Origin of the sequence: Aquabacterium lacunae, from assembly GCF_004310865.1 — a bacterium.
Classification (GTDB): Bacteria; Pseudomonadota; Gammaproteobacteria; order Burkholderiales; family Burkholderiaceae_C; genus Aquabacterium; species Aquabacterium lacunae.
On record NZ_SIXI01000001.1, the window covers coordinates 513,098 to 535,923 of the forward strand.

Consider the following 22,826-nt stretch of genomic DNA (forward strand, 5'->3'; position numbering starts at 1 on the left):
CACTGGGGTGGCTCAGGCGGCCACCTTCAGGAAGGCCTCGTCACAGGCCAGTGCGGCCAGGTTGATCTCGTACCAGGGGCGGCCCTTGGCATCGGTCAGCTCGGCGGTGATGAAGTGAGGGCGGGTGGCCGACGGTTCGGCCTGCGGCGTGAGGTCTTCCGGACGGCGCAGGCCCAGCAGGCGATCGATCAGCAGCGCGGCGTTGATTTGCAAACCGGCATTGAAGGCCACCAGGCGGCCCGCCTCACGCAGCGGCGTGTCATGGCGGGTGGCGGCACGGGGCAAGCCCAGAAAGCCTGCCAGATCGATCACGCCGTGCAACTGGCCGCGGAGGTTGGCCACGCCCCGGAACCAGGGCAGGCTGTGCGGCACCGTCTGAATGGCCGACAGCGAAAAGATTTCGCCCGAATGTTCGAGCGGCAGCAGAAAGCCGTGACCGGCCACTTCCACGGCCAGCCAGTTCTTGGTCGGTGCAGTTTCACGGATGAGTCGCAGGCGCTCAGCCAGGCGCTGCTGCAACTCTCGAAGTGCGTCTTTGTTAGCCATGTCCGGTCAGCCCTCCCCTGCTCGCCCGGATCAGCCGAAGGCCTTGATCTTGGCCAGCAGCTCGTCCGGGTTGACCGGCTTGACCACGTAGTCCTTGGCCCCCTGTCGCATGCCCCAGACCCGGTCGGTTTCCTGGTTCTTGCTGGAGCAGATGATCACGGGGATGTCGCTGTAGGCCGGGTCGCGCGTGATGGCGCGGGTCAGCTGGAAGCCGTTCTGGCCCGGCATGACCACGTCCATGATGACCAGATCGGGGCGCTCTTCGGCCAGGCGTTTGAAGGCGTCTTCACCGTTCTCGGCCGCACGCACCTGGTAGCCGCGCTTGGTCAGCAACTCGGTGAGCACGTGCAGCTCGGTCTTGGAGTCGTCAACGAGCAGAATCTTCTGAATGGGCATTTGGATACCTTGCGCAGTACTACAGGGCCAGCAGCGGCTCAGGGGGCCGCGTCACCGTCGGGCTGCGCCGAGGTGTAGCGGGCCACGGTCTGGAGCAGCTGGTCCTTGGTGAAGGGTTTGGTGAGGTAGTCCTGCGACCCCACCATGCGGCCTCGCGCCTTGTCGAACAGACCGTCTTTGGAGGACAGCATGATCACCGGCGTGCGGGCGAATCGGGCGTTCTTCTTGATGATGGCGCAGGTCTGGTAGCCATCCAGCCGCGGCATCAGGATGTCGCAGAAGATCAGGTCGGGCGCGTGGTCATTGACCTTGGACAGCGCGTCGAAACCATCTTCGGCCAGCAGCACCTCGTGGCCTCCCTGCTTCAGGAAGATCTCGGCGCTTCGGCGGATGGTGTTGCTGTCATCGATGACCAGCACTTTCACGGGGGTGCCCGTATTTCCCAGATCACTCACGAAACCATTCCTCCAGGTGTGTCGCCTTCGCGACAGACACGGCTTGGATGCGGGGCAGACACGAGCCACCCACCCCGGCATCCGTCAGGACTTGATCAGACCTGAACCATCTCGAAATCTTCCTTGCGGGCGCCACATTCCGGGCAGACCCAGTTCATCGGCACCTGCTCCCAGGGCGTTCCGGGCGCAATGCCCTCATCGGGCAGGCCTGCGGCCTCGTCATAAATCCACCCACAGATCAGGCACATCCAGGTTCGGGAAGCGTTCACGTTTGTTTGGCAGCATGAATACAATCAAACCATTGTAGCCACGCCAACCCCCTCTCCAAGCAGGGTTTCCGGGCACAGCCTCCCCGTCTGCGGTGTTGTATCCAGACGCTACACAACCGGCCAGCGCCTTTTGCGCGGGCCCACGGCACTCCCGGTCACCCAGGCACCACTGCATGAGCCAATACCCTGAAGGCACCCTCGGCACCGCCGAAGGCGACGCCACCGCCCAAGAACCCAGCGCACCCGCGTGCGTGCTGACCTTCAACACCAGCGACCCCAGCGGCGGCTCCGGCCTGGCCGCCGATGTCAGCACCATCGCCTCCATGGGAGCCCACGCCCTGCCCGTGGTCACCGGCATCCTGGTGCGCGACACCGCCGAGGTAATCGACAGCCACGAGATCGACCCCGACGTGGTGGTCGAGCAGGCCCGCGTCATCCTGGAAGACGTGCAGATCGCCGCCGTCAAGGTGGGTTTCCTGGCCAGCGCAGAGTGCATCAGCGCCGTGGCCGAGGTGCTGGCCGACTATTCCGATGTGCCGGTGGTGAGCTACCTGCCCAACCTGAGCTGGATGGACGACGAGCAGCAGGGCTCCTACCTCGACGCATTCAAAGAGTTGATCCTGCCGTCGACCACCCTGCTGGTGGGCAACCACAAGACCCTGACCGATTTCCTGTTGCCCGACTGGGAGTCCGAGCGGACGCCGTCGGCCCGAGAACTGGCCGTGGCCGCGGCCGAAAGCGGCACGCAGTTCGTGCTGGTCACAGGCATCAACCTGCCCGATCAGTTCATCGACAACGTGCTGGCTTCGCCGGAAGGCGCACTGGCGGGCGAACGCTTCGAGCGTTTCGAAGCCGGCTTCGTGGGGGCCGGCGAAACGCTGTCGGCTGCGCTGGCCGCCATCCTGGCCTCGTCGGATCAGGTCGATGCGGCCGTGTCCGAAGCCCTGAGCTTCCTCGACCAGGCCCTCGACTCCGGCTTCCGTCCCGGCATGGGCCATGTGGTGCCCGACCGCTTCTTCTGGGCCTTGCCCCCAGGTGAAGAAGGCGAAGCCGCCCCTGGCTCGCCCGCGGCCAGCCTGAACACCGGCGACGACACCTCGACCGCCCCGTCCAACCCTCGCCAAGTCCACTGATGTCCAGCAACCAGGCCCTGTTCGAGCGCGCCCAGCGCGTCATCCCGGGCGGCGTGAATTCACCCGTGCGCGCCTTCCGCGCCGTGGGCGGCACACCGCGCTTCATTGCCCGCGCCCAAGGCGCCTACATGTGGGACGCCGAAGGCCGCCAGCTGATCGACTACATCGGCTCGTGGGGCCCCATGATCCTGGGTCACGGCCACCCTGATGTGCTCGATGCAGTGCAGCGCGCCGTGACCGAAGGCTTTTCCTTCGGCGCCCCCACCGAGCGCGAGATCGAACTGGCCGAAGAAATCCTCAAGCTGGTGCCCTCGGCCGAGCAGGTGCGCCTGGTCAGCTCGGGCACCGAAGCGGCCATGACGGCCATCCGCCTGGCGCGCGGTGCCACCGGCCGCAGCAAGCTCATCAAGTTCGAGGGCTGCTACCACGGCCACGCCGACGCCCTGCTGGTCAAGGCCGGCTCGGGTCTGGCCACCTTCGGCCATCCCACCAGCGCTGGCGTGCCCGCCGAAGTGGTCCAGCACACCCTGGTGCTTGAATACAACAACCTTGAGCAGCTGGACGAAGCCTTCCGCCAGCACGGTGCCGACATCGCCTGCGTGATGATCGAGCCCATTGCCGGCAACATGAACTTCGTGCGCGCCAGCGTGCCGTTCATGACCCGCCTGCGCGCGCTGTGCAGCCAGCACGGCGCCCTGCTGGTGTTCGACGAGGTGATGTCGGGCTTCCGCGTGGCCCTGGGCAGCGCCCAGAGCCTGTACGCCCAGCAGATCCCCGGCTTCCAGCCTGATCTGTCGGTGTTCGGCAAGGTGATCGGTGGCGGCATGCCGCTGGCCGCCTTCGCGGGCCCCAAGGCCATCATGGAAAAGCTGGCCCCGCTGGGCGCGGTCTACCAGGCCGGCACGCTGTCGGGCAACCCAGTGGCCACCGCCTGCGGCCTGGCCACGCTGCGCCTGATCCAGCAGCCCGGCTTTTTCGACACCCTGGGCGCCCGCACCCGCCGCCTGACCGAGGGCCTGCAGGCCGCGGCCACGGCAGCCGGCATCGACCTGCGGGGCGACTGCCAGGGCGGCATGTTCGGATTCTTCTTTGCCGACCACCTGCCCCAGAACTACCCGGCCGTCATGGCCACCGACAAGGAGCGCTTCAACCGCTTCTTCCACCTCATGCTCGACGGTGGCGTGTACCTGGCCCCGGCCATGTACGAAGCGGGTTTTGTGAGTGCCGCCCACACCGACGCCGACATCGACCAGACCCTGGCGGTGGCCACCCGGGCTTTCCAGACCCTCGGCTGAGGGGGAACGCCTCACAAACCCTGATGATCGCCCGCCGTGGAATGAGGCATCCTCGACTGTGATTTTTTCCCATCCGCCAGCACGGCGGGTGGCCCCCAGTCCAGCACGCCCCCTCTGACATGGCAGTGAACTTCAGACGCACCTGGATGGCCTGCGCAGCGCTCGCCCTGAGCCTGACGCTCAGCGGCTGTTTCGAGCCCGCCGAACCCAGCACGCCCCCCACGACCGACACCGCCGCACGTTTCCTGAACATGACCACGTTCGGTGCCACGCAGGCCGACGTGGACAAGCTGGTGGCGCTGGGCTACGAAGGCTGGCTGAACGAGCAATTCGCGGCCACCCCCATCGACACGCATTACGGCTATGCCGACCGCGGAGGCCCGCCTGACTGCGCGGTCTGCCCGGCCGAAGCCATTGGCGGCGTCATCGACAGTTTCTGGTACCAGGCGATCAAGAGCCCCGACCAGTTGCGACAGCGCGTGGCCCTGGCCTGGCTGGAACTGTTCGTGGTCAGCGCCGCCACCGACAGCGCCATCGAGCTGGAGCCTTATGCCATGGCGGCTTACCTGGATCTGCTGTCCAGGAACGCTTTTGCCAACTACCGACAGGTTCTGGAAGCCGTGACGCTGAGCCCTGCCATGGGGCATTACCTGTCGCACATGCAAAACGACAAGGAAGACCCTGCGACTGGCCGGCTTCCAGACGAAAACTACGCGCGGGAGGTGATGCAGCTGTTCACCATCGGCAAGTGGATGCTCAACACCGACGGCACCCGCATGACGGACGGCAATGGCAACCCCATTCCGACCTATTCGCAAGCTGATGTGATGGGCCTGGCCAAAGTGCTGACCGGCTGGAGCTGGGGCGGCCCCGACACCTCCGAAGAACGCTGGGTGGGCGGCCCGATCAATTTTGCGATGGCCCGCAGCTGGGAGCTGCCCATGCAGCCCTATCCACAGCACCACTCCACATCCGAGGCGCAGATCGTCGGTGGCGTGACCATCCCGGCCAACACCTCCGCGCCCGACAGCCTGAAGATCGCGCTGGACACCCTGTTCAACCACCCGAACGCCGGCCCCTTCATCGCCACGCACTTCATCAAGCGGCTGACCACGAGCAACCCCTCGCCGGAGTACGTGGCACGGGTTGCCGCCGTCTTCAATGCCAACAAGGCCAATGAACGCGGGAACATGCAATCGGTGATCCGTGCCGTCTTGTTCGATCCCGAAGTGTGGGATGGCCGACACCTGACCAGCCCCACCTGGGGCAAACCGCGCGAACCCATCGTCAAAGCGGCCCAACTGGTTCGCGGGCTGTCATGCCGATCGTCCAGTGGCATGTACCCCTTGGGCACACTCCAGGCCACCAATTACGACCTGGGTCAGGCACCGTTGATGTCGAACTCGGTGTTCAACTTTTTCCTGCCCGACCACCAGCCCCAAGGCGAACTGAGCAACCTCAACCTCAGTGCTCCTGAGTTCCAGATTGCCAACGACAACACCACCATCGGCCACTTGAACTACATGTGGTCGCTGCTGGGTTTTGGCTTGACCACCAACCAGAACAGCCTGGTGTGCGACTACAGCGCCTTCACGCCGCTGGCCAGCCAGCCCGACGCCCTGATCGACGCCCTGGTCAACCGGTTCGTGGGTGCCCCCATTTCGGCCCAAGGGCGCCAAACGATCAAGGACGGCATCACCAGCATCGCCGACAACGGCACGGTGGCTGCTCGCGAAAACCGGGTGAAGACCGCCCTGCTGCTGCTGGCCAGCACGCCTGAATTCAACGTGCAGCGTTGACTGGAGCCCCACATGATGAATCGACGTGAAGCACTGCGCCTGATCGGTCATGGTGGCGCTGGCCTGAGCCTGAGCGCCCTGGCCCCCTCTTTGATGGCCGCCACCGATGGCACCCACTACAAGGCCGTGGTGTGCATCTTCCTGTTTGGCGGCAACGACCAATCCAACACCATCGTCCCCACCAGCAGCGCTGCCTACAGCGCTTACCGCACGGCGCGCCCCACACTGGCGCTTCCCACCAACAGCCTGCTGCCCATGACCGGCACCGGCCTGGGCCTGCACCCGAACCTGGCTGGCATCCAGGGCCTGTTCAACAGCGGCAAGGCCGCGGTGCTGGCCAATGTGGGCCCGCTGGTCGAGCCCATCAACAAGGCTCAATGGAACAACGGGCAACCGCTGGTCACCGTGCCCAGTCAGTTGTTCTCGCACTCCGATCAGGCCGCCCACTGGCAAACCGCCACGCCCACCCAGACGTCACGCACAGGCTGGCTGGGGCGCCTGTCGGACCAGCTGCTGCCCACCTTCAACGGCAGCAGCCAGATCCCCGGAGTGATCTCTGCCGGCGCGCCGGCACTGATCACCACAGGCGCCAACGGCCAGGCCTTCCAGATTGCGGCCACTGGCAAGCCGGCCACGCCCAGCATGGCGGGCAGCATGTTCGGTGCAGGGCCCAGCAGCACACTCACCAGCCGCATCCTGGCCAGCGACACCGACAACGCCCTGATGCGCCACTGGAGCAATGTCAGCACCCAGGCCATCGGTCGGGCCGCCACGCTCAGCACCGCCATGAACTCGGTGTCGGTCAGCACGGCTTTTCCCGCCACCAGCCTGGGCAACCAGCTCAAGACGATTGCCACCCTGATCGCCGCACGCAGCCGGCTCGGCCATGGCCGCCAGGTGTTTTTCGCCAGCATGATCGGCTTCGACCAGCATGACAATCTGCTGATTGACCATGCCAAACGGCTGCAAGAGCTCAACGACGCGGTCAAGGCCTTCCATGACGCCACAGTGGCGCTGGGCGTGGATCAACAGGTCACCACCTTCACAGCGTCTGACTTCGGCCGCGCCCTGCTGTCCAACGGCAAGGGCTCGGACCACGGTTGGGGCGGGCACCACTTCGTCATCGGTGGCGCAGTCAAGGGCGGCAAGGTGTACGGCAGCTTCCCCACTGTGGCCCTGGGCGGCCCGGAAGACGCTGGGCAGGGCCGCCTGATCCCGACCACGGCCACCGACCAGTACGCCGCCACCATCGCGAAATGGTTCGGTGCCGACGCCACGGCCCTGGCGGCCGCCCTGCCCAACCTGAAGAACTTCGCCACCCAGGACCTGGGCTTCATGGCCTGACTTGCGGGAATGAGCGGGGGGTGGGCACGCCCCACCCCGCCGCTAGAATCGGCGCATGCACATTCACATCCTCGGCATCTGCGGCACCTTCATGGGTGGCGTGGCTGCCCTGGCCCGGGAAGCGGGCCACCGAGTGACCGGCTGCGACGCCGGCGTCTACCCGCCCATGAGCGACCAGTTGCGCGCCCTGGGCATCGACCTGATCGAGGGCTACACGCCCGACCAGCTCGCGCTCAAGCCTGATCTGTTCGTGATCGGCAATGTGGTCTCTCGCGGCAATGCCCTGATGGAAGCCATCCTGGATGCCGGCCTGCCCTACATCAGCGGCCCGCAATGGCTGGCCGAACACGTGCTGCAGGGCCGCCATGTGCTGGCCGTGGCCGGCACCCACGGCAAGACCACCACCACCTCGATGCTGACCTGGATCCTGGAGGACTGCGGCCTGCAGCCCGGCTTCCTGGTGGGCGGGGTGCCCCAGAACTTCGGTGTGTCGGCCCGCCTGGGTCGCCTGGACGAGGCCTCGCGCCCGGCCAGTGGTCACCCCTTTGTGATCGAGGCCGACGAGTACGACACTGCCTTCTTCGACAAGCGCAGCAAGTTCGTGCATTACCGGCCCCGCACCGCCGTGCTGAACAACCTCGAATTCGATCACGCCGACATCTTTGCCGACCTGGCCGCCATCGAGACGCAGTTCCACCACCTGGTGCGCACGGTGCCGGCCTCGGGTCGCCTCGTGGTCAACGCACGGGAAGAATCGCTGGAGCGCGTGCTCAAGCGCGGCTGCTGGAGCGACGTGGCGCGCTTCGGCGTGCGCGGTGACGTGCCCGGCTTCCGAGCCCGTGGCGAGCCCCATGCCTTCGACGTGCTGAAGTCGGGCGTGCTGGTGGGGCGTGTGGAGTGGAGCCTGCTGGGCGAGCACAACCAGATGAATGCACTGGCTGCCATCGCCGCGGCCGAACATGTGGGCGTGGCCCCGAAAGACGCTTGCGCGGCCCTGGGGCGCTTTGCCAACGTCAAGCGCCGGCTGGAGTTGCGCGGCACGGTGCGCGACATCACCGTGTACGACGATTTCGCCCACCACCCCACGGCCATCCGCACCACGGTCGATGGGCTGCGCCGCAAGGTGGGGCCTGGCCAGCGCATCCTGGCCGTGTTCGAGCCCCGTTCCAACACCATGAAACTGGGCACCATGAAGGCCCAGCTGCCCTGGTCACTGGAAGAAGCCGACCTGGCCTTCTGCCACAGCGGCGGGCTGGGCTGGGACGCCCATGAGGCCCTGCTGGAAATGGGCGAGCGCGCCGTGGTGTCCGACCACATCGACACCCTGGTGGCCAAGGTGGCCAAGGTGGCCCGCCCGGGCGATCACATCCTGTGCATGAGCAACGGCGGCTTCGGCGGCATCCACGACAAGCTGCTCAAGGCGCTGGGCTGAGCCCTGCCCTTGATCAGGTCGTCGCTTCGGCCCGGGCTTCGGGCTCGAACAGGTCCACCCGGTCGGTGATGAGGCCGTCCAGCCCGGCGGCCCACAGCGCCTTGGCCCGCTCGGCCTCGTTGACGGTGTAGGTCAGCACCCTCAGGCCCCGTGCGTGGGCCAGGGCGATGTTGCCTGCATCGAGCAGTGCATGGTGCGGCACCACGGCCACACAGCCCAGCGCCTGGGCTTCGTCCAGCCAGGTGGGGCGCGAGGCCTCCAACAGCAGGGCCCGGGGCAGCTGGGGCTGGGCCTGCTGTGCCGCGTGCAACGCGTCCACTTTGAACGACGACAGCAGCGGCTGCACGCCACGGGTGGGCCACCACCGTGCCACGGCGTCGGCCACCGCGCGGCCGGTCTCGGCTTCTTGCCCGGGGCTGGGCTTGATCTCCAGGTTCACCAGCAGGTCGTTGGCCTGCAACCAGGCCGCCAGCACCTCCAGGCTGAGCAGGGGCTCACCGACGTACATGGGGCTGTGCCAAGCGCCAGCATCCAGCCCGCGCAAGGCCGCCCAGGGCTGCAGCATGGCCGGCCCCTGCCCCGAGGTGGTGCGGGCCAGGTCGGCGTCGTGCAACAGGAACAGCTGCCCGTCGGCGCTGAGCTTGACGTCGCACTCGAACATGCGAAAACCATGCTGCGCCCCCAGGCGGAAAGCCGCGAGCGTGTTCTCGGGGGCCAGCTTGCCGGCGCCTCGGTGCGCCACCCAGCGGGGGTAGGGCCATGAGGCAGCACCCGAGCGGATGCCATCAGATGAAAAATCAGGGGACGCAGGGGCTGTCATGCGTTCAGCATAACGCCCTGTCCAGGGTCGGGGCATGGGCGGTGCGGTAACATCCACCCTCAGGCGCGAAAACCCCCACATGTGTCGCCTGGGTCGACCGAAAGGCCCCCAGGCGCTTCGATCTTTTGTCAAACCAAGGCCTTTTCGCGTCTGGCGCACTCATGAACGCACCCACCGAGCTGACCCACATGACCGCCCAGGCCGCCGACGCCCACGCCGACGGCCAGCCTCGCCTGCGCGAGATCCCTTACAACTACACCTCCTTCTCCGACCGCGAGATCGTGCAGCGCCTGCTGGGCCAGCGTGCCTGGGAAGTGCTGAGCCTGCTGCGCACCGAACGCCAGACCGGCCGTTCGGCCCGCATGCTCTACGAGGTGCTGGGCGATGTCTGGGTGGTGCAACGCAACCCCTACCTGCAGGACGACCTGCTGGACAACCCCAAGCGCCGCGCACAGCTGATCGAGGCCCTGCAGCACCGCCTGGGCGAGGTCGACAAGCGCCGCACCCCCGGCAGCGACGCCGGCCGCGACAAGCTGGTGGCCGAGTTGCTGGACGCCGCCCGTCAAGCCGTGCAGCGCTTTGCCCGCGCCTTCGACGACATGGGCGCCCTGCGCCAGCGCGCCAAAACCGCGCTGGGCAAGGTCACCCGCGCCGACAACATCAAGTTCGACGGCCTGAGCCGTGTCTCGCACGTCACCGACGCCACCGACTGGCGCGTCGAGTACCCCTTTGTCGTGCTCACGCCCGACACCGAAGAAGAAATGGCCGCCCTGGTCAAGGGCTGCGTCGAACTGGGCCTGACCATCATCCCGCGTGGGGGTGGCACCGGCTACACCGGCGGCGCCGTGCCCCTGACCTGGAAGAGCGCGGTCATCAACACCGAAAAGCTCGAAGCCATGACCGAGGTCGAGCTGGTCGACCTGCCCGGCGTGGCCCACAAGGTGCCCACGGTGTGGACAGGCGCTGGCGTGGTCACGCAGCGCGTGGCCGATGCGGCCGAGCGGGCCGGCTATGTGTTCGCGGTGGACCCCACCTCGGCCGAGGCCTCGTGCGTGGGTGGCAACGTCGCCATGAACGCCGGCGGCAAAAAGGCCGTGCTGTGGGGCACCGCGCTGGACAACCTGGCCAGCTGGCGCATGGTCACGCCCAACGCCGAATGGCTGGAAGTGGTCCGCGTCAACCACAACCTGGGCAAGATCCACGACGTGGCAGTGGCCAACTTCGAGCTGCATTACTACGCGGCCGACGGCAAGACCCACCTGCGCACCGAAAAGCTGGACATCCCCGGCCGGGTGTTCCGCAAGGAAGGCCTGGGCAAGGACGTCACCGACAAGTTCCTGGCGGGCCTGCCCGGCATCCAGAAGGAGGGCTGCGACGGCCTGATCACCAGCTGCCGCTGGGTGGTGCACCGCATGCCCAAGCACACCCGCACGGTGTGCCTGGAGTTCTTCGGCAACCCCACGCTGTGCGTGCCCTCGATCGTCGAGATCAAAGATTTCATGTTCGAGGAAATGAAGCAACCGGGCGGCGCCATCCTGGCCGGCCTGGAGCACCTGGACGACCGCTACCTCAAGGCCGTGGGCTACGCGACCAAGAGCAAGCGGAACGTGGGCGGCAATGGCCTGCCCAAGATGGTCCTCATTGGCGACATCGTCGGTGACGACGAAGACCGCGTGGCCCGCGCCACCAGCGAAGTGATCCGCCTGGCCAATGGCCGCAACGGCGAAGGCTTCGTGGCCGTCAGTGCCGACGCCCGCAAGAAGTTCTGGGCCGATCGCAAGCGCACCGCCGCGATTGCCAAGCACACCAACGCCTTCAAGGTGAACGAAGACGTGGTGATCCCGCTGCCGCGCATGGGTGAATACACCCTGGGCATCGAGCGCATCAACATCGAGCTGTCGATTCGCAACAAGCTGGCCCTGCTGGACGCCTTCGACGCCTTCTTCGCCAAGGGCAATGCCCACGTCGGCCAGTTCATGGGCAAGGCCGAAGACCCCAGCGAGCTGCCCAGCCCCGAGCAGCTCACCGAGAAGGTGCAAGGCGCCCAGGCCCTGCTGGCCCAGGTGCGCGCGCGCTGGCAGTACCTGTACGACCACCTCGACACGCCGCTGAGCACCGTGGGCGACCCGTTGGTGGCCCTGGGCTACACCCAGCACCGCGACGGCACCTACGTGCCCGCCGAGAACAGCAACGGCCAGGACACCGTTTTCAACCTGCTGCAGACCTGGTCGGTGCGCGTGGGCTGGAAGAAGGAGATCCGCGAGCCACTGACCAAGCTGTTCAACGGTGCCGCCCTCAGCCCCGTGATCGACGAGCTCAAGCGCATCCACAAGCAGGTGCTGCGCGGCCGCGTGTGGGTGGCCCTGCACATGCACGCCGGCGACGGCAACGTGCACACCAACCTGCCGGTCAACAGCGACAACTACGAGATGCTGCAGACGGCGCACGAAGCCGTGGCGCGCATCATGCAACTGGCCCGCAGCCTGGACGGCGTGATCTCGGGCGAACACGGCATCGGCATCACCAAGCTGGAGTTCCTGTCGGACGACGAGATCGCCAACTTCGCGGCCTACAAGGCCAAGGTCGACCCCGAAGGCCGCTTCAACAAGGGCAAGCTGCTGCGCGGCGCGCACCTCAAGGCCCTGGGCGACGACGTGCACGCGGCCGACCTGAGCGAGGCCTACACGCCCTCGTTCGGCCTGATGGGCCACGAGTCGCTGATCATGCAGCAGAGCGACATCGGCGACATCGCCACGTCGGTCAAAGACTGCCTGCGCTGCGGCAAGTGCAAGCCGGTGTGCAACACGCACATCCCGCGTGCCAACCTGCTGTACAGCCCGCGCAACAAGATCCTGGCCACTTCGCTGCTGGTCGAGGCCTTCCTGTACGAAGAGCAGACGCGCCGTGGCGTGTCCATCAAGCACTGGGAAGAGTTCGAAGACGTGGCCGACCACTGCACGATCTGCCACAAGTGCCTGACGCCCTGCCCGGTCAAGATCGACTTCGGTGACGTGTCGATGCACATGCGCAACTTGCTCAACAAGATGGGCAAGAAGAGCTTCCGCCCCGCCGGTGCGGCCGCCATGGCCATGCTCAACACCAACAACCCGCAGACCATCAAGGTGATCCGCTCGATCACCACCGACGTGGCCATGCCGCTGCAGCGCATCGCCAACGACGTGATGAAGGTGGTGGCCCGCAAGCAGACCAGCGCCCCCCCGGCCACGGTGGGCAAGGCGCCGCTCAAAGAAGAGATCATCCACTTCATCAACAAGAAGATGCCGGGTGGCCTGCCCAAGCGCACGGCCCGCGCGTTGCTGGACATCGAAGACCGCGACTACGTGCCCATCATCCGCGACCCGAAGCAGACCACCGCCGACACCGAGGCCGTGTTCTATTTCCCTGGCTGCGGCTCGGAGCGCCTGTATTCGCAGGTGGGTCTGGCCACGCAGGCCATGCTGTGGCATGCCGGCGTGCAGACCGTGATGCCCCCGGGCTACCTGTGCTGCGGCTACCCGCAACGCGGCGCCGGCCAGTTCGATGTGGCCGAGAAGATGATCACCGACAACCGGGTGCTGTTCCACCGCGTGGCCAACACGCTGAACTACCTGGACATCAAGACCGTGGTGGTCAGCTGCGGCACCTGCTTCGACCAGCTGCAGGGCTACCAGTTCGACAAGATCTTCCCGGGCTGCCGCATCGTCGACATCCACGAGTACCTGCTCGAAAAGGGTGTCACCCTGCAAGGCAAGGGCGCCTTCCTGTACCACGATCCCTGCCACAGCCCCATGAAGCAGCAGGACCCGATGAAGACCGTCAAGGCCCTGGTGGGCGATGGCGTGGTCAAGTCGGAGCGCTGCTGCGGTGAATCGGGCACGCTGGCCGTGAACCGCCCGGACATCTCCACGCAGGTGCGCTTCCGCAAGGAAGAAGAGATCCGCAAGGGCGAGGCCGAGCTGCGCGGCAAGGGCCTGCTGGGCGAGAAAGACAACGTCAAGATCCTGACCTCGTGCCCCGCCTGCCTGCAGGGCCTGAGCCGTTACGAAGACGATGCCAAGAGCGGCCTGGTCGAGGCCGACTACATCGTGGTCGAGATGGCCCGCCAGATCCTGGGCGAGAACTGGATGCGCGAGTACGTCGACCGGGCCAACGCGGGCGGCATCGAGCGCGTGCTGGTTTGATGAGCAGCGCCGCGATGCCCACGGTGGCCACGGTGCCCAGCTGCGAGCTGTGTGACCGCGATGGGGGCCTCCTCATCGCGCGCAACGCCCAGCTGCGCATCATCCGTGCCGAAGACGCCGACCACCCGGCCTTCTACCGCGTGATCTGGAACGCGCACGTGGCCGAATGGACCGACCTGCCCCCGGCCGACCGCAGCGCGATCATGCAGGTGGTGGCCAAGGTGGAAACCGTGCTGCGGCAGGCGCTGCAGCCCACCAAGGTGAACCTGGCCAGCCTGGGCAATGTGGTGCCCCACCTGCATTGGCACGTGATCGCCCGCTTCGACTGGGATGCCCGATGGCCTGCGCCGGTGTGGGCGCCCAAAAACAAAGAGGTGGCCGATGCCACCTCTCGTCTGCCAATCCCGCTGACCGAACTCGATCAGCAAGTGGCCCAGGTGCTGAACACTTGAGCCGCGCGCTGGCGCATCAATGCGTCACTTGTACACACCGCCGCACACCACGGTGTCGTCCAGGCGTTCGCAGTACATTTCCTTGGGCTCGATCTTCTTGGTCTCGGGGTTGGTGAACTTGTAGTCCTGCCAGAAGGTGCCCTTGGCCTTCGCCAGTTCCACACGCTCCTTCACGAAGGCCTTGCCATCGATGTCCTTGAGGTCGATCAGGTTCTTGCCAATCATCTTGGCATTGGCGCCATGGGCGAACACGGTGCCGTCCAGGCCATAGACCACCAGGTACAGGTCATGCAAACGCCAGGCGGCGTTGCCCTTGTCACTGAACTCGGCATAGGCCTTGTCCTTGGCACCGCCCTTGAGTGCTGCAACCCCTTTCTTGACCATGGCCACGGCATCGTCGCGGCTGGCGCCGCCGTCGGCGGCCTGGGCGTTGAGGGTCAGGCCGGCACAGGCCAGCAACAGGCTTGCAGCGATGGTGCGCATGGGCGTTCTCCTTGAGGGTTCAGGTCAGTCCACCAGGCCCATGTCCGGGCTGGTCAGCATGCTTTCGATGTCCAGCAGGATCACCATGCGCTCACCCACCTGGGCCAGGCCCCGGATGTAAGCCGCATCGATGGCCGAACTCATGTCAGGGGCCGGGCGCAGGGACTCGGCCGGGATCTCCATCACGTCGCTCACCGAATCCACCACCACACCAATGGTGCGCTGGCCGATGTGCAGGATGATCGACACCGTGAAGCTGTTGTACTCGGCCTGCGAGCAGCCGAAGCGCATGCGCAGATCCACGATCGGCACGATGGTGCCGCGCAGGTTGACCACGCCTTTGAGGAAATGCGGTGCGTTGGCGATGCGGGTGGGGTTTTCGTAACCGCGAATCTCCTGCACCTTCAGGATGTCGATGCCGTATTCCTCGTCACCCAGACGGAAGGTCAGGTACTCCCGAGCCACGGCCTCGGTCTGAACATCGATCTTTTCCATCATGCCCATGATCTCGTCTCCAGTCAGTGGCGCGAACGGCGCACCAGGGATGCCACATCCAGGATCAGGGCCACGCGGCCATCGCCCATGATGGTGGCACCCGACACATCATTGACCTTGCGGTAGTTGGTTTCCAGGTTCTTGACGACCACCTGTTGCTGGCCCAGCAGCTCGTCGACCAGCACAGCCACCCGGCCGCTCTCGGCTTCGACCACCACCATGATCCCGCTGTTGTGCTCCCAATCGAATCGGGGCACATCGAACACCTTTTCCAGCTCGATCACCGGCATGTATTCGTCGCGCACTTCCACGACCCGGCCGGAGCCGCCCACGGTCTTGATCATCTCGGGGCTGACCTGGAAGCTCTCCACCACCGACGACAGCGGCAGGATGTAGACCTCTTCGCCCACACCCACGCTCATGCCGTCCATGATGGCCAGCGTCAGGGGCAGCCGCACCGCCACGCGCATGCCGTAGCCTTCGGCCGAGTCGATTTCGACCGTACCGCCCAGCGAGGTGATGTTCTTCTTGACCACGTCCATGCCTACCCCGCGGCCCGACACGTCGGTGACCTGCTCGGCAGTGGAAAAACCTGGCGCGAAGATGAGGTTCCACACCTCCTGGTCGGTCAGGCTGTCCGGCGCGTCGATGCCCTTTTCTCGGGCCTTCTTGAGCAGCTTCTCGCGCGACAGGCCCTTGCCGTCGTCACGCACTTCGATCACGATCGAGCCGCCCTGGTGCGAGGCCGCCAGGGTGATGGTGCCCACTTCCGGCTTGCCGGTGGCGATGCGATCGGCCGGCATTTCGATGCCGTGGTCGCAGCTGTTGCGCACCAGGTGAGTCAGCGGGTCGGTGATCTTCTCGACCAGCCCCTTGTCCAGTTCGGTGGCTTCGCCCTGCGTCACCAGCTCAACCTTCTTGCCCAGCTTGTTGGCCAGGTCGCGCAGCATGCGCGGGAAGCGACTGAACACCGTCGACATCGGAATCATCCGGATCGACATCACGGCCTCTTGCAGGTCGCGGGTGTTGCGGTCCAGATCGGTCAGGCCGGTCACCAGCTGCTGGTAGACCACCGGGTCGAGCGAGCGGCTGTTCTGGGCCAGCATGGCCTGGGTGATCACCAGTTCGCCCACCAGGTTGATGAGCTGGTCGACCTTCTCGACCGACACGCGGATGGTCGAGGCCTCCAGGCCCGCAGCGGCAGGTTTGTCGGCTTTGGGTGCGGCCTTGGCAGCCGGGGTCGGCGCCGAGGTGGCCGACGGCGCGGCGGCCACCGGGGCGGCCTGCTGGGGTGCACCCGGCGCGTTGTCGAAGAAGCCGTAACCGGTTTCGGGCGAAGCCGCTGCAACGGCCGGGCTTGCCTCTGGCTCGAAGAAGCCGTAGCCGGGGTCGGCAGCCGGTGCCACGGTGGCCGCACCATCGGCAAAGGCCACGAACTTCACCTGCTCACGCGAGACGTGGAAGGTGAACAAATCCATCATGTCCGACTCGGGGGTGGCGGTGCTGACCTTGAATCGGCGCACACCGGCCAGTTCGGGCGCATCGGGCAAGGCCTCGATCTGTCCCAGGTCGGTGATTTCCTTGAACAACTCCAGCAGGTTGTCGGCCTGCGAGGGGTTGCTCAGAGGACCCACTTGCAGCTCGACCACGCGCTGACCGGTGGTCGGGGCGGGCTGGGTGCTGGGGCTTGCGGCAACTGCCGCCACAGGCGCGGCCACGGGGGCCGAGGCGGGTGCAGCAGCCGCAGCAGGACGTGCGGTGGGCAGTGTGGCAGGGGCTTCACCCGACACCATGGCGCGGATGTTGAACAGCAACTCGGTGGTGTCCACTTCGGCACCGCCGGAGCCCTGGTGGCGTGCCAGCATCGCCTTGAGCGCGTCACCCGACTGCAGCAGCACGTCCACCATCGCAGGCGTGGGCGTGAGTTCGTGGCGGCGCAGCTTGTCGAGCAATGTTTCCATCTGGTGGGTCAGCTCGGCCACGTCGGCAAAGCCGAAGGTGGCGGCCCCACCCTTGATCGAGTGCGCGCAGCGGAAGATGGCGTTCAGCTCTTCGTCGTCGGCCGCGGTCACGTCGAGCTCGAGCAATTGCTGCTCCATTTGCTCGAGGTTCTCACCAGCTTCTTCGAAGAAGACCTGATAGAACTGGCTGAGGTCGATCCCGGCCGATGCCGAGCTGCTGTCCATGCTGGTTTCTGCCATGACTGGCTCCCCTGGTCCTGAATCCTGAGAAATGCTGGGTGACAGGCGCAGAGGCCGTCAGACAATGACCTTGCGGATCACCTCGATCAGCTTGTTCGGGTCGAAGGGCTTGACCAGCCAGCCGGTGGCACCAGCAGCGCGGCCCGCCTGCTTCATCTGGTCGCTCGACTCGGTGGTCAGGATCAGGATGGGCGTGGCCTTGAACTGCGGCGATTCGCGCAGCTTCTTGGTCAGGCTGATGCCGTCCATGCGGGGCATGTTCTGGTCGGTGAGCACGAGGTCGAAGGTGCGTCCGCCGGCCTTCTCCCATGCGTCCTGGCCGTCCACGGCCTCGACGACGTTGTAGCCGGCACTCTTGAGCGTGAACGACACCATCTGGCGCATCGAAGCAGAGTCATCAACGGCAAGGATCGAATGCATGGTCATCTCCGAGAGGGATGTATCTGGAAAATCAGGCAGAACTGCAACCTAAATACGATTTACGACTTTTTCGGCACGTGGTGGCTGAACTTGAGCGCTCAGAACAACTCGACCGAGCCCGCGTCCATTTCGTCCTGGGTCACGGGGTTGGGTTTGAGCGGAAGCTCTTCCACCACGGCCATGCCATCGGGGTCATCGCCCATGGCATCGCGCGCGATCTGGTCGGCACAACTGCGCAATCGCTTGTTGGTGTGCACGATCAGCTGTGACGCCATGTCCTGGAACTGCAGAGCGGTCACGGCCTTGTAGAGGGTCTGCAAGGTTTCCTGCAGAGAAGGCGAATCATGTTTGCCCTCGTCAATGGCGGAGCCCAGCTGGTGCGCCGCGCCCTGAAAGCCATCGATCAGCACCACATAGGCGTCATCGATCAGGCGCTGGAGGCGTTCCAGGTCATTCGTCGCTGTCATGAGATGGTCCTGCAGATCGGCAGCGACCAGCAGCGAAATCTCTCGCGGGGGTGCCGAAACTTCAGGCGCTTCGTTGGTGTGCATCACGACTCCACTCACCTGTTGAACAAGGGGCTTTGCTTCGCGGCCACCCCTCGATGAAGAATCACAGTCTGTAAGGTCGGCCGGTTGCTAGAATTTTTCACATCGGCGTTTGCCAAGTAGTGCCGATGTCCCGGCAAAACTTGGCACATATCCCTGGATCGTGAGTCAGCCTGTGGCCCCAGACCATTCCGACACCGCCCCGGCGCCCGTCCAACTGCGGGTGCTGCACCTCGAAGACAACGACGCCGACCACGCGCTGGTGGCAGCCCACCTGCGCCGAGGCGGCATCGATGCCGACCTGCACCGCATCGAGGACGAAGACGGCCTGACCGACGCCCTGTTCGAAGACTGGGACATCATCCTGTCGGACTACAACCTGCCGGGCTATTCCGGTCTGGCTGCCCTGGAAAAGGTGCGCAAAGTGGGCAAGCTGGTGCCCTTCATCCTGGTGTCGGGCGAGATCGGGGAAGACATCGCGGTGCAGGCCATGCGCAATGGCGCCAACGACTACCTGCTCAAGAGCAACCTGGCCCGCCTGGCCCCGGCCGCCCTGCTGGCCATCGAGGCCAACCGCACCCGGATTGCCAAGCAGCAGGCCGACCTGGCGCTGAGCCAGTCCCGCCAGCAGCTGCGCGAGCTGGCGCAGCACCTCCAGGGCAGCATCGAGCAGGAACGCGCAGCCATCGCACGGGAAATCCACGACGACGTGGGCGGGGCCCTCACGGCCGTGAAGTTCGACATCGCCTGGATCCTGCGCCATGTGGACGAACACTCGCCCGTGGCCGAGCGGGCCCGCCAGGCGCTGGAGGCCATCGCCATGGCCCACGAAGCCAGCCAGCGCATCATGCACAACCTGCGCCCGGCCATCCTGGAGCAAGGCCTGATCGCGGCCCTGCAGTGGATGACCGACCGCTTCGCCAAGCGCACCGGCATCGTGGCCGAGTTCCGCACCAGCCACGAGCAGCCCGAACTGCCGCCCTCCGTGCCCCTGGTGGCCTACCGCTTCTGCCAGGAGGCCCTGACCAACGTGTCCAAGCACGCGCAGGCCAGCCGCGTCAGCGTGGACCTGACCGTGGCCGGCGGCGTGCTGTCGCTCGAAATCAGCGACAACGGCAGGGGCCTGAACACCGACGATCTGGCCAAGGCCCGGTCCTTCGGCATCCGCGGCCTGAAGGAACGCGCCGAGAACGTGGGCGGCTGGGTCGACCTCAGCAGTGGTGCACAAGGCACAACCTTGATCCTTTCCGTGCCTCTTTCAGGTCCTGAAAACGGATTCATCGATGCGCTTGGGTCAGAATTGGGCACGAACTCGGCCTACGCCGACCTTGATCCCGATGATCCCACCGTCTGGTCGCAACCATGATCAAAGTCATCCTCTGTGACGACCACGCCCTGATCCGCCGCGGCATCCGCGACACCCTGCTCGACGCCGAAGACATCGACGTGGTCGGCGAAGCCGGCGACTACGGCGAGCTGCGCGCCTTGCTGCGCGAAAAAAGCTGCGACGTGCTGGTGCTGGACATCAACCTGCCCGGCCGCAGTGGCCTGGACGTGCTGCATGTGCTCAAGGAAGAGGGCATGCCCATCAAGGTGCTGGTGGTCTCGATGTTCCCCGAAGACCAGTACGCCATGCGGGCCCTGAAGGCCGGCGCCAGTGGCTACCTGAACAAGGGCAGTGATGCGGCCCAGATCGTGGCGGCCGTGCGCACCGTGTCACAGGGCAAGAAGTACGTCACGCCCGAGATGGCGCAGATGCTGGTGGACAACCTGACGGCCCCGGCACCCGAGGACGCGCACCAGAAGCTGTCCGACCGCGAGTTGCAGACCCTGGTGATGATCGCTTCGGGCAAGCGCCTGTCGGACATCGCAGAGCAATTGCTGCTGAGCCCGAAGACCGTGAGCGTGTACCGCGCCCGGGTGCTGGAAAAACTCGGGCTGACCAACAATTCCGAGCTGACGGTTTACGCCATCCGCAACGGCCTGGTCTGAGGGGCCCGGGCCCCTCCCCGCTCACTCGATCGGCGTGAGCTTGGCCACGCTCAGCATCAGCCACTTGCTGCCGTGGCGGCCGAAGTTCACCTGAACCCGCGCATCAGGGCCGCTGCCCTCCAGGGTCAGCACCACACCTTCGCCGAACTTGTTGTGGAACACCTGCTGGCCCACCTTGAAGCCACCTTCGCTGCGGTTGGCCGCCATGGCCTTGGGCATGGGCGCGGTCAGATCCTTGAACTCGTCTTGCGGACGGCGTTCGGCCCACTTCTGGCCGCCGCTGTATCCACCGTTGTATCCGCTCCCCTGGCCACCACCCGAGCGCCAGGGCTGCGCGCCAGCTCCCACCACCGAGCCCAGGCCCTTGCCCGAGGCCCAGGCGTCCTGGTACTGCTTGGCATAACCTGAGCCAAAGCCCTGGTTGCGCGGCGTGAGCCACTTCAGGCTGGCTTCGGGCAGCTCATCGAGGAAACGGCTCTTGATGTTGTAGCGCGTCTGCCCGTGCAGCATGCGCGTCTGGCAGAAGCTGATGTGCAGCTTCTTGCGCGCCCGCGTGATGGCCACATACATCAGCCGGCGCTCTTCTTCCAGGCTCTCGCCGTCGTTCATCGAGTTCTCGTGCGGGAACATGCCATCTTCCAGCCCGGTGATGAACACGTTGTTGAACTCCAGGCCCTTGGCTGCGTGCACCGTCATCAGCTGCACGGCGTCCTGCCCGGCCTGGGCCTGGTTGTCGCCCGCTTCCAGCGCCGCATGGGTCAGGAAGGCCACCAGGGGCGAAATGATCTCGCCGGTCTCGGCATCGGGCAGCACGTCCACCCGGGCCACCGCGGTGGGCAGCCCCTGGGCTATTGCACCCGCGCCCTCGTCCACTGGCATGGCCACGGCGTCCTTGCCAAAGCCCTCCTGGGTCACGAAGGCCTCGGCCGCGTTCACCAGTTCGGCCAGGTTCTCCAGCCGTTCCTGGCCTTCTTTTTCGGTGCGGTAGAAATCGGCCAGCCCCGAGGCCTGCACCACGTGTTCGATGATGGCGCGCAGCGTCAGCCCGGCCGTCGCCTCGCGCATGGCGTCGATCAGGCCATTGAAGGCGGCCAGGTTGGCGCCAGCCTTGCCGGGCACGGCCGTGACGCTCTGGTACAGGCTGCGGCCGCTGATGCGGGCGGCATCCTGCAGCTGCTCCAGCGTGCGGGCACCAATGCCCCGCGCCGGGAAGTTCACCACCCGCAAGAAGCTGGTGTCGTCGTTGGGGTTCTCGATCAGGCGCAGGTAGGCCAGCGCGTGCTTGACTTCGGCCCGCTCGAAAAATCGCAGGCCGCCATACACCTTGTAGGGCACGCCCGCGTTGAACAGCGCCGATTCGATCACCCGCGACTGCGCGTTGCTTCGGTACAAAAAGGCCACCTCGTGCAGTGGCCCGCCCTCGCGGCGCAGCTGCCTGGCCTCATCCACCAGCCATTGGGCCTCGGCGAAGTCACTGGCCGCCTCGTAGATGCGGATGGGCTCGCCCTGGCCCTGGTCGGTGCGCAAGGTCTTGCCCAGGCGCTTGCTGTTGCGCGCGATCAGCTCGTTGGCCGCATCGAGGATGTGGCCGTGGCTGCGGTAGTTCTGCTCCAGCTTGATCACGCGCTGCACGCGGTACTCGCGCTCGAAATCGGCCATGTTGCTGACCTGCGCGCCGCGGAAGGCGTAGATGCTCTGGTCGTCGTCGCCCACGGCCATCACGCTGCAGCCATTCACATCAGGCCGCCCCGAGAACATCTTCAGCCAGGCGTACTGCAGCTTGTTGGTGTCCTGGAACTCGTCGACCAGGATGTGCCGGAAGCGGCGCTGGTAGTGTTCGCGCACCGGCGCGTTGTCGCGCAAGATCTCGTAGGTGCGCAGCATCAGCTCGGCAAAATCGACCACGCCTTCGCGCTGACACTGGTCTTCGTAGGCCTGGTACACCTCCAGCTGCATGCGGCCCAGGTCGTCACGCGGCACCAGGTCACGCGGGCGCTTGCCTTCTTCCTTGGCGTTGGCAATGAACCAGGTGGTGGCCTTGGGCACCACTTTTTCTTCGTCGAACTTCAGGCCCTTGATCACGCGCTTGACGGCCGACAGCTGGTCTTGCGTGTCCAGGATCTGAAAAGCCTGCGGCAGGTGGGCCAGCTGGTAGTGCGCGCGCAAAAAACGGTTGCACAGGCCGTGGAAGGTGCCAATCCACATGCCGCGGGCATTGATGGGCAGCATGGCCTGCAGGCGGGTCAGCATTTCCTTGGCCGCCTTGTTGGTGAAGGTCACGGCCATGATGCCGCCGGGCGTGGCCTGACCGGTCTGCAGCAGCCAGGCGATGCGGGTGGTCAGCACCCGGGTCTTGCCCGAGCCCGCGCCGGCCAGCACCAGGTTCGGCCCCGGGGGCGCCGTGACGGCGGCCAGCTGCTCCGGGTTCAGCCCCGCCAGCAAGGGGGAATCGGACAGGGCCTGGTCTGGGCCAGAATGGAAGGGGTCGAACAGATCGGAACTCATTTTCGAAATTCTAGGCGCCCCATGGCGCCCGGACGCTGCCAGACGACAAGCGCTGGGATC

20 protein-coding genes are annotated in these 22,826 nt (G+C 65.8%); 9 read left to right on the forward strand and 11 right to left on the reverse strand.

Annotated features, from left to right (window positions below):
* Positions 1–12 precede the first annotated feature (12 nt).
* From EYS42_RS02250 to EYS42_RS02265, 4 genes are all read right to left on the reverse strand, one after another.
* Positions 13–546 carry a chemotaxis protein CheW gene (locus EYS42_RS02250; RefSeq protein ID WP_130966220.1) on the reverse strand — a complete coding sequence of 178 codons (534 nt, stop codon included), beginning with the start codon at positions 544–546 and terminating at the stop codon, positions 13–15.
* A 30-nt stretch (positions 547–576) separates the two neighbouring features.
* Positions 577–942 (reverse strand): response regulator transcription factor, encoded by a 366-nt coding sequence (locus EYS42_RS02255; protein ID WP_130966221.1) that lies wholly within the window; start codon positions 940–942, stop codon positions 577–579.
* Positions 943–980: 38 nt separating this feature from the next.
* Complete coding sequence (locus EYS42_RS02260) at positions 981–1,388, reverse strand: response regulator (protein ID WP_130966526.1); 408 nt, start codon at positions 1,386–1,388, stop codon at positions 981–983.
* 104 nt (positions 1,389–1,492) lie between these two features.
* Positions 1,493–1,666 carry a rubredoxin gene (locus EYS42_RS02265; RefSeq protein WP_165456606.1) on the reverse strand — a complete coding sequence of 58 codons (174 nt, stop codon included), beginning with the start codon at positions 1,664–1,666 and terminating at the stop codon, positions 1,493–1,495.
* Positions 1,667–1,839: 173 nt separating this feature from the next.
* Here EYS42_RS02265 and thiD point away from each other — a divergent pair, with 173 nt between their 5' ends.
* The 5 genes from thiD (at position 1,840) to mpl (ending at position 8,669) form a co-directional block, all read left to right on the forward strand.
* Positions 1,840–2,799, forward strand: a complete 960-nt coding sequence (gene thiD / locus EYS42_RS02270) for a bifunctional hydroxymethylpyrimidine kinase/phosphomethylpyrimidine kinase (protein WP_130966222.1) — start codon at positions 1,840–1,842, stop codon at positions 2,797–2,799.
* Entirely contained in the window at positions 2,799–4,094 is a 1,296-nt protein-coding gene (gene hemL, locus EYS42_RS02275) for a glutamate-1-semialdehyde 2,1-aminomutase (protein WP_130966223.1), read from the forward strand. Before thiD ends, hemL begins: the two co-directional genes overlap by 1 nt.
* Before the next feature lie 119 nt (positions 4,095–4,213).
* Positions 4,214–5,893: a DUF1800 domain-containing protein gene (locus tag EYS42_RS02280; protein WP_130966224.1), complete on the forward strand. Its 1,680-nt coding sequence runs from the start codon at positions 4,214–4,216 to the stop codon at positions 5,891–5,893.
* 12 nt (positions 5,894–5,905) lie between these two features.
* Positions 5,906–7,237 (forward strand): DUF1501 domain-containing protein, encoded by a 1,332-nt coding sequence (locus EYS42_RS02285; RefSeq protein WP_130966225.1) that lies wholly within the window; start codon positions 5,906–5,908, stop codon positions 7,235–7,237.
* A gap of 55 nt (positions 7,238–7,292) precedes the next feature.
* On the forward strand, positions 7,293–8,669 hold the full coding sequence (gene mpl, locus EYS42_RS02290) for a UDP-N-acetylmuramate:L-alanyl-gamma-D-glutamyl-meso-diaminopimelate ligase (protein WP_130966226.1): 1,377 nt from the start codon (positions 7,293–7,295) through the stop codon (positions 8,667–8,669).
* Between the two features lie 13 nt (positions 8,670–8,682).
* On the opposite strand, the gene ugpQ is transcribed toward mpl, so the two are convergent.
* On the reverse strand, positions 8,683–9,489 hold the full coding sequence (gene ugpQ / locus EYS42_RS02295) for a glycerophosphodiester phosphodiesterase (protein ID WP_130966227.1): 807 nt from the start codon (positions 9,487–9,489) through the stop codon (positions 8,683–8,685).
* Between the two features lie 161 nt (positions 9,490–9,650).
* Here ugpQ and EYS42_RS02300 point away from each other — a divergent pair, with 161 nt between their 5' ends.
* Both EYS42_RS02300 and EYS42_RS02305 read left to right on the forward strand, forming a co-directional pair.
* Complete coding sequence (locus tag EYS42_RS02300) at positions 9,651–13,670, forward strand: DUF3683 domain-containing protein (RefSeq protein WP_130966228.1); 4,020 nt, start codon at positions 9,651–9,653, stop codon at positions 13,668–13,670.
* A complete protein-coding gene (locus tag EYS42_RS02305; RefSeq protein WP_207301090.1) occupies positions 13,670–14,122 on the forward strand; it encodes an HIT family protein in 453 nt (150 codons plus the stop codon). The genes EYS42_RS02300 and EYS42_RS02305 overlap by 1 nt, the downstream gene beginning before the upstream one ends.
* 24 nt (positions 14,123–14,146) lie before the next feature.
* On the opposite strand, the gene EYS42_RS02310 is transcribed toward EYS42_RS02305, so the two are convergent.
* From EYS42_RS02310 to EYS42_RS02330, 5 genes are all read right to left on the reverse strand, one after another.
* Positions 14,147–14,605: a cache domain-containing protein gene (locus EYS42_RS02310; protein ID WP_130966229.1), complete on the reverse strand. Its 459-nt coding sequence runs from the start codon at positions 14,603–14,605 to the stop codon at positions 14,147–14,149.
* A gap of 24 nt (positions 14,606–14,629) precedes the next feature.
* Entirely contained in the window at positions 14,630–15,109 is a 480-nt protein-coding gene (locus EYS42_RS02315; RefSeq protein WP_130966230.1) for a chemotaxis protein CheW, read from the reverse strand.
* Between the two features lie 14 nt (positions 15,110–15,123).
* A complete protein-coding gene (locus EYS42_RS02320; RefSeq protein ID WP_130966231.1) occupies positions 15,124–17,301 on the reverse strand; it encodes a chemotaxis protein CheA in 2,178 nt (725 codons plus the stop codon).
* A 57-nt stretch (positions 17,302–17,358) separates the two neighbouring features.
* On the reverse strand, positions 17,359–17,721 hold the full coding sequence (locus EYS42_RS02325; protein WP_130966232.1) for a response regulator: 363 nt from the start codon (positions 17,719–17,721) through the stop codon (positions 17,359–17,361).
* 98 nt (positions 17,722–17,819) lie between these two features.
* Complete coding sequence (locus EYS42_RS02330; RefSeq protein ID WP_245503466.1) at positions 17,820–18,188, reverse strand: hypothetical protein; 369 nt, start codon at positions 18,186–18,188, stop codon at positions 17,820–17,822.
* A 256-nt stretch (positions 18,189–18,444) separates the two neighbouring features.
* On the opposite strand from EYS42_RS02330, the gene EYS42_RS02335 reads away from it, so the two are divergent.
* Together EYS42_RS02335 and EYS42_RS02340 are read left to right on the forward strand one after the other, a co-directional pair.
* Entirely contained in the window at positions 18,445–19,635 is a 1,191-nt protein-coding gene (locus EYS42_RS02335; protein ID WP_245503467.1) for an ATP-binding response regulator, read from the forward strand.
* Positions 19,632–20,261 carry a response regulator gene (locus tag EYS42_RS02340; protein WP_130966234.1) on the forward strand — a complete coding sequence of 210 codons (630 nt, stop codon included), beginning with the start codon at positions 19,632–19,634 and terminating at the stop codon, positions 20,259–20,261. Before EYS42_RS02335 ends, EYS42_RS02340 begins: the two co-directional genes overlap by 4 nt.
* Before the next feature lie 21 nt (positions 20,262–20,282).
* Here EYS42_RS02340 and EYS42_RS02345 read toward each other — a convergent pair whose 3' ends face one another.
* Positions 20,283–22,766: a UvrD-helicase domain-containing protein gene (locus EYS42_RS02345; RefSeq protein WP_130966235.1), complete on the reverse strand. Its 2,484-nt coding sequence runs from the start codon at positions 22,764–22,766 to the stop codon at positions 20,283–20,285.
* Positions 22,767–22,826: the final 60 nt, after the last annotated feature.

What these genes read in the sequence shown, in the direction of transcription:
- EYS42_RS02250 (WP_130966220.1), bottom strand. Translation starts at nt 546, where the DNA reads ATGGCTAACAAAGACGCACTTCGAGAGTTGCAGCAGCGCCTGGCTGAG.
- EYS42_RS02255 (WP_130966221.1), bottom strand. Translation starts at nt 942, where the DNA reads ATGCCCATTCAGAAGATTCTGCTCGTTGACGACTCCAAGACCGAGCTG.
- thiD (WP_130966222.1), top strand. Translation starts at nt 1,840, where the DNA reads ATGAGCCAATACCCTGAAGGCACCCTCGGCACCGCCGAAGGCGACGCC.
- hemL (WP_130966223.1), top strand. Translation starts at nt 2,799, where the DNA reads ATGTCCAGCAACCAGGCCCTGTTCGAGCGCGCCCAGCGCGTCATCCCG.
- EYS42_RS02280 (WP_130966224.1), top strand. Translation starts at nt 4,214, where the DNA reads ATGGCAGTGAACTTCAGACGCACCTGGATGGCCTGCGCAGCGCTCGCC.
- EYS42_RS02285 (WP_130966225.1), top strand. Translation starts at nt 5,906, where the DNA reads ATGATGAATCGACGTGAAGCACTGCGCCTGATCGGTCATGGTGGCGCT.
- mpl (WP_130966226.1), top strand. Translation starts at nt 7,293, where the DNA reads ATGCACATTCACATCCTCGGCATCTGCGGCACCTTCATGGGTGGCGTG.
- ugpQ (WP_130966227.1), bottom strand. Translation starts at nt 9,489, where the DNA reads ATGACAGCCCCTGCGTCCCCTGATTTTTCATCTGATGGCATCCGCTCG.
- EYS42_RS02300 (WP_130966228.1), top strand. Translation starts at nt 9,651, where the DNA reads ATGAACGCACCCACCGAGCTGACCCACATGACCGCCCAGGCCGCCGAC.
- EYS42_RS02305 (WP_207301090.1), top strand. Translation starts at nt 13,670, where the DNA reads ATGAGCAGCGCCGCGATGCCCACGGTGGCCACGGTGCCCAGCTGCGAG.
- EYS42_RS02310 (WP_130966229.1), bottom strand. Translation starts at nt 14,605, where the DNA reads ATGCGCACCATCGCTGCAAGCCTGTTGCTGGCCTGTGCCGGCCTGACC.
- EYS42_RS02315 (WP_130966230.1), bottom strand. Translation starts at nt 15,109, where the DNA reads ATGGGCATGATGGAAAAGATCGATGTTCAGACCGAGGCCGTGGCTCGG.
- EYS42_RS02320 (WP_130966231.1), bottom strand. Translation starts at nt 17,301, where the DNA reads ATGGCAGAAACCAGCATGGACAGCAGCTCGGCATCGGCCGGGATCGAC.
- EYS42_RS02325 (WP_130966232.1), bottom strand. Translation starts at nt 17,721, where the DNA reads ATGCATTCGATCCTTGCCGTTGATGACTCTGCTTCGATGCGCCAGATG.
- EYS42_RS02330 (WP_245503466.1), bottom strand. Translation starts at nt 18,188, where the DNA reads ATGACAGCGACGAATGACCTGGAACGCCTCCAGCGCCTGATCGATGAC.
- EYS42_RS02340 (WP_130966234.1), top strand. Translation starts at nt 19,632, where the DNA reads ATGATCAAAGTCATCCTCTGTGACGACCACGCCCTGATCCGCCGCGGC.
- EYS42_RS02345 (WP_130966235.1), bottom strand. Translation starts at nt 22,766, where the DNA reads ATGAGTTCCGATCTGTTCGACCCCTTCCATTCTGGCCCAGACCAGGCC.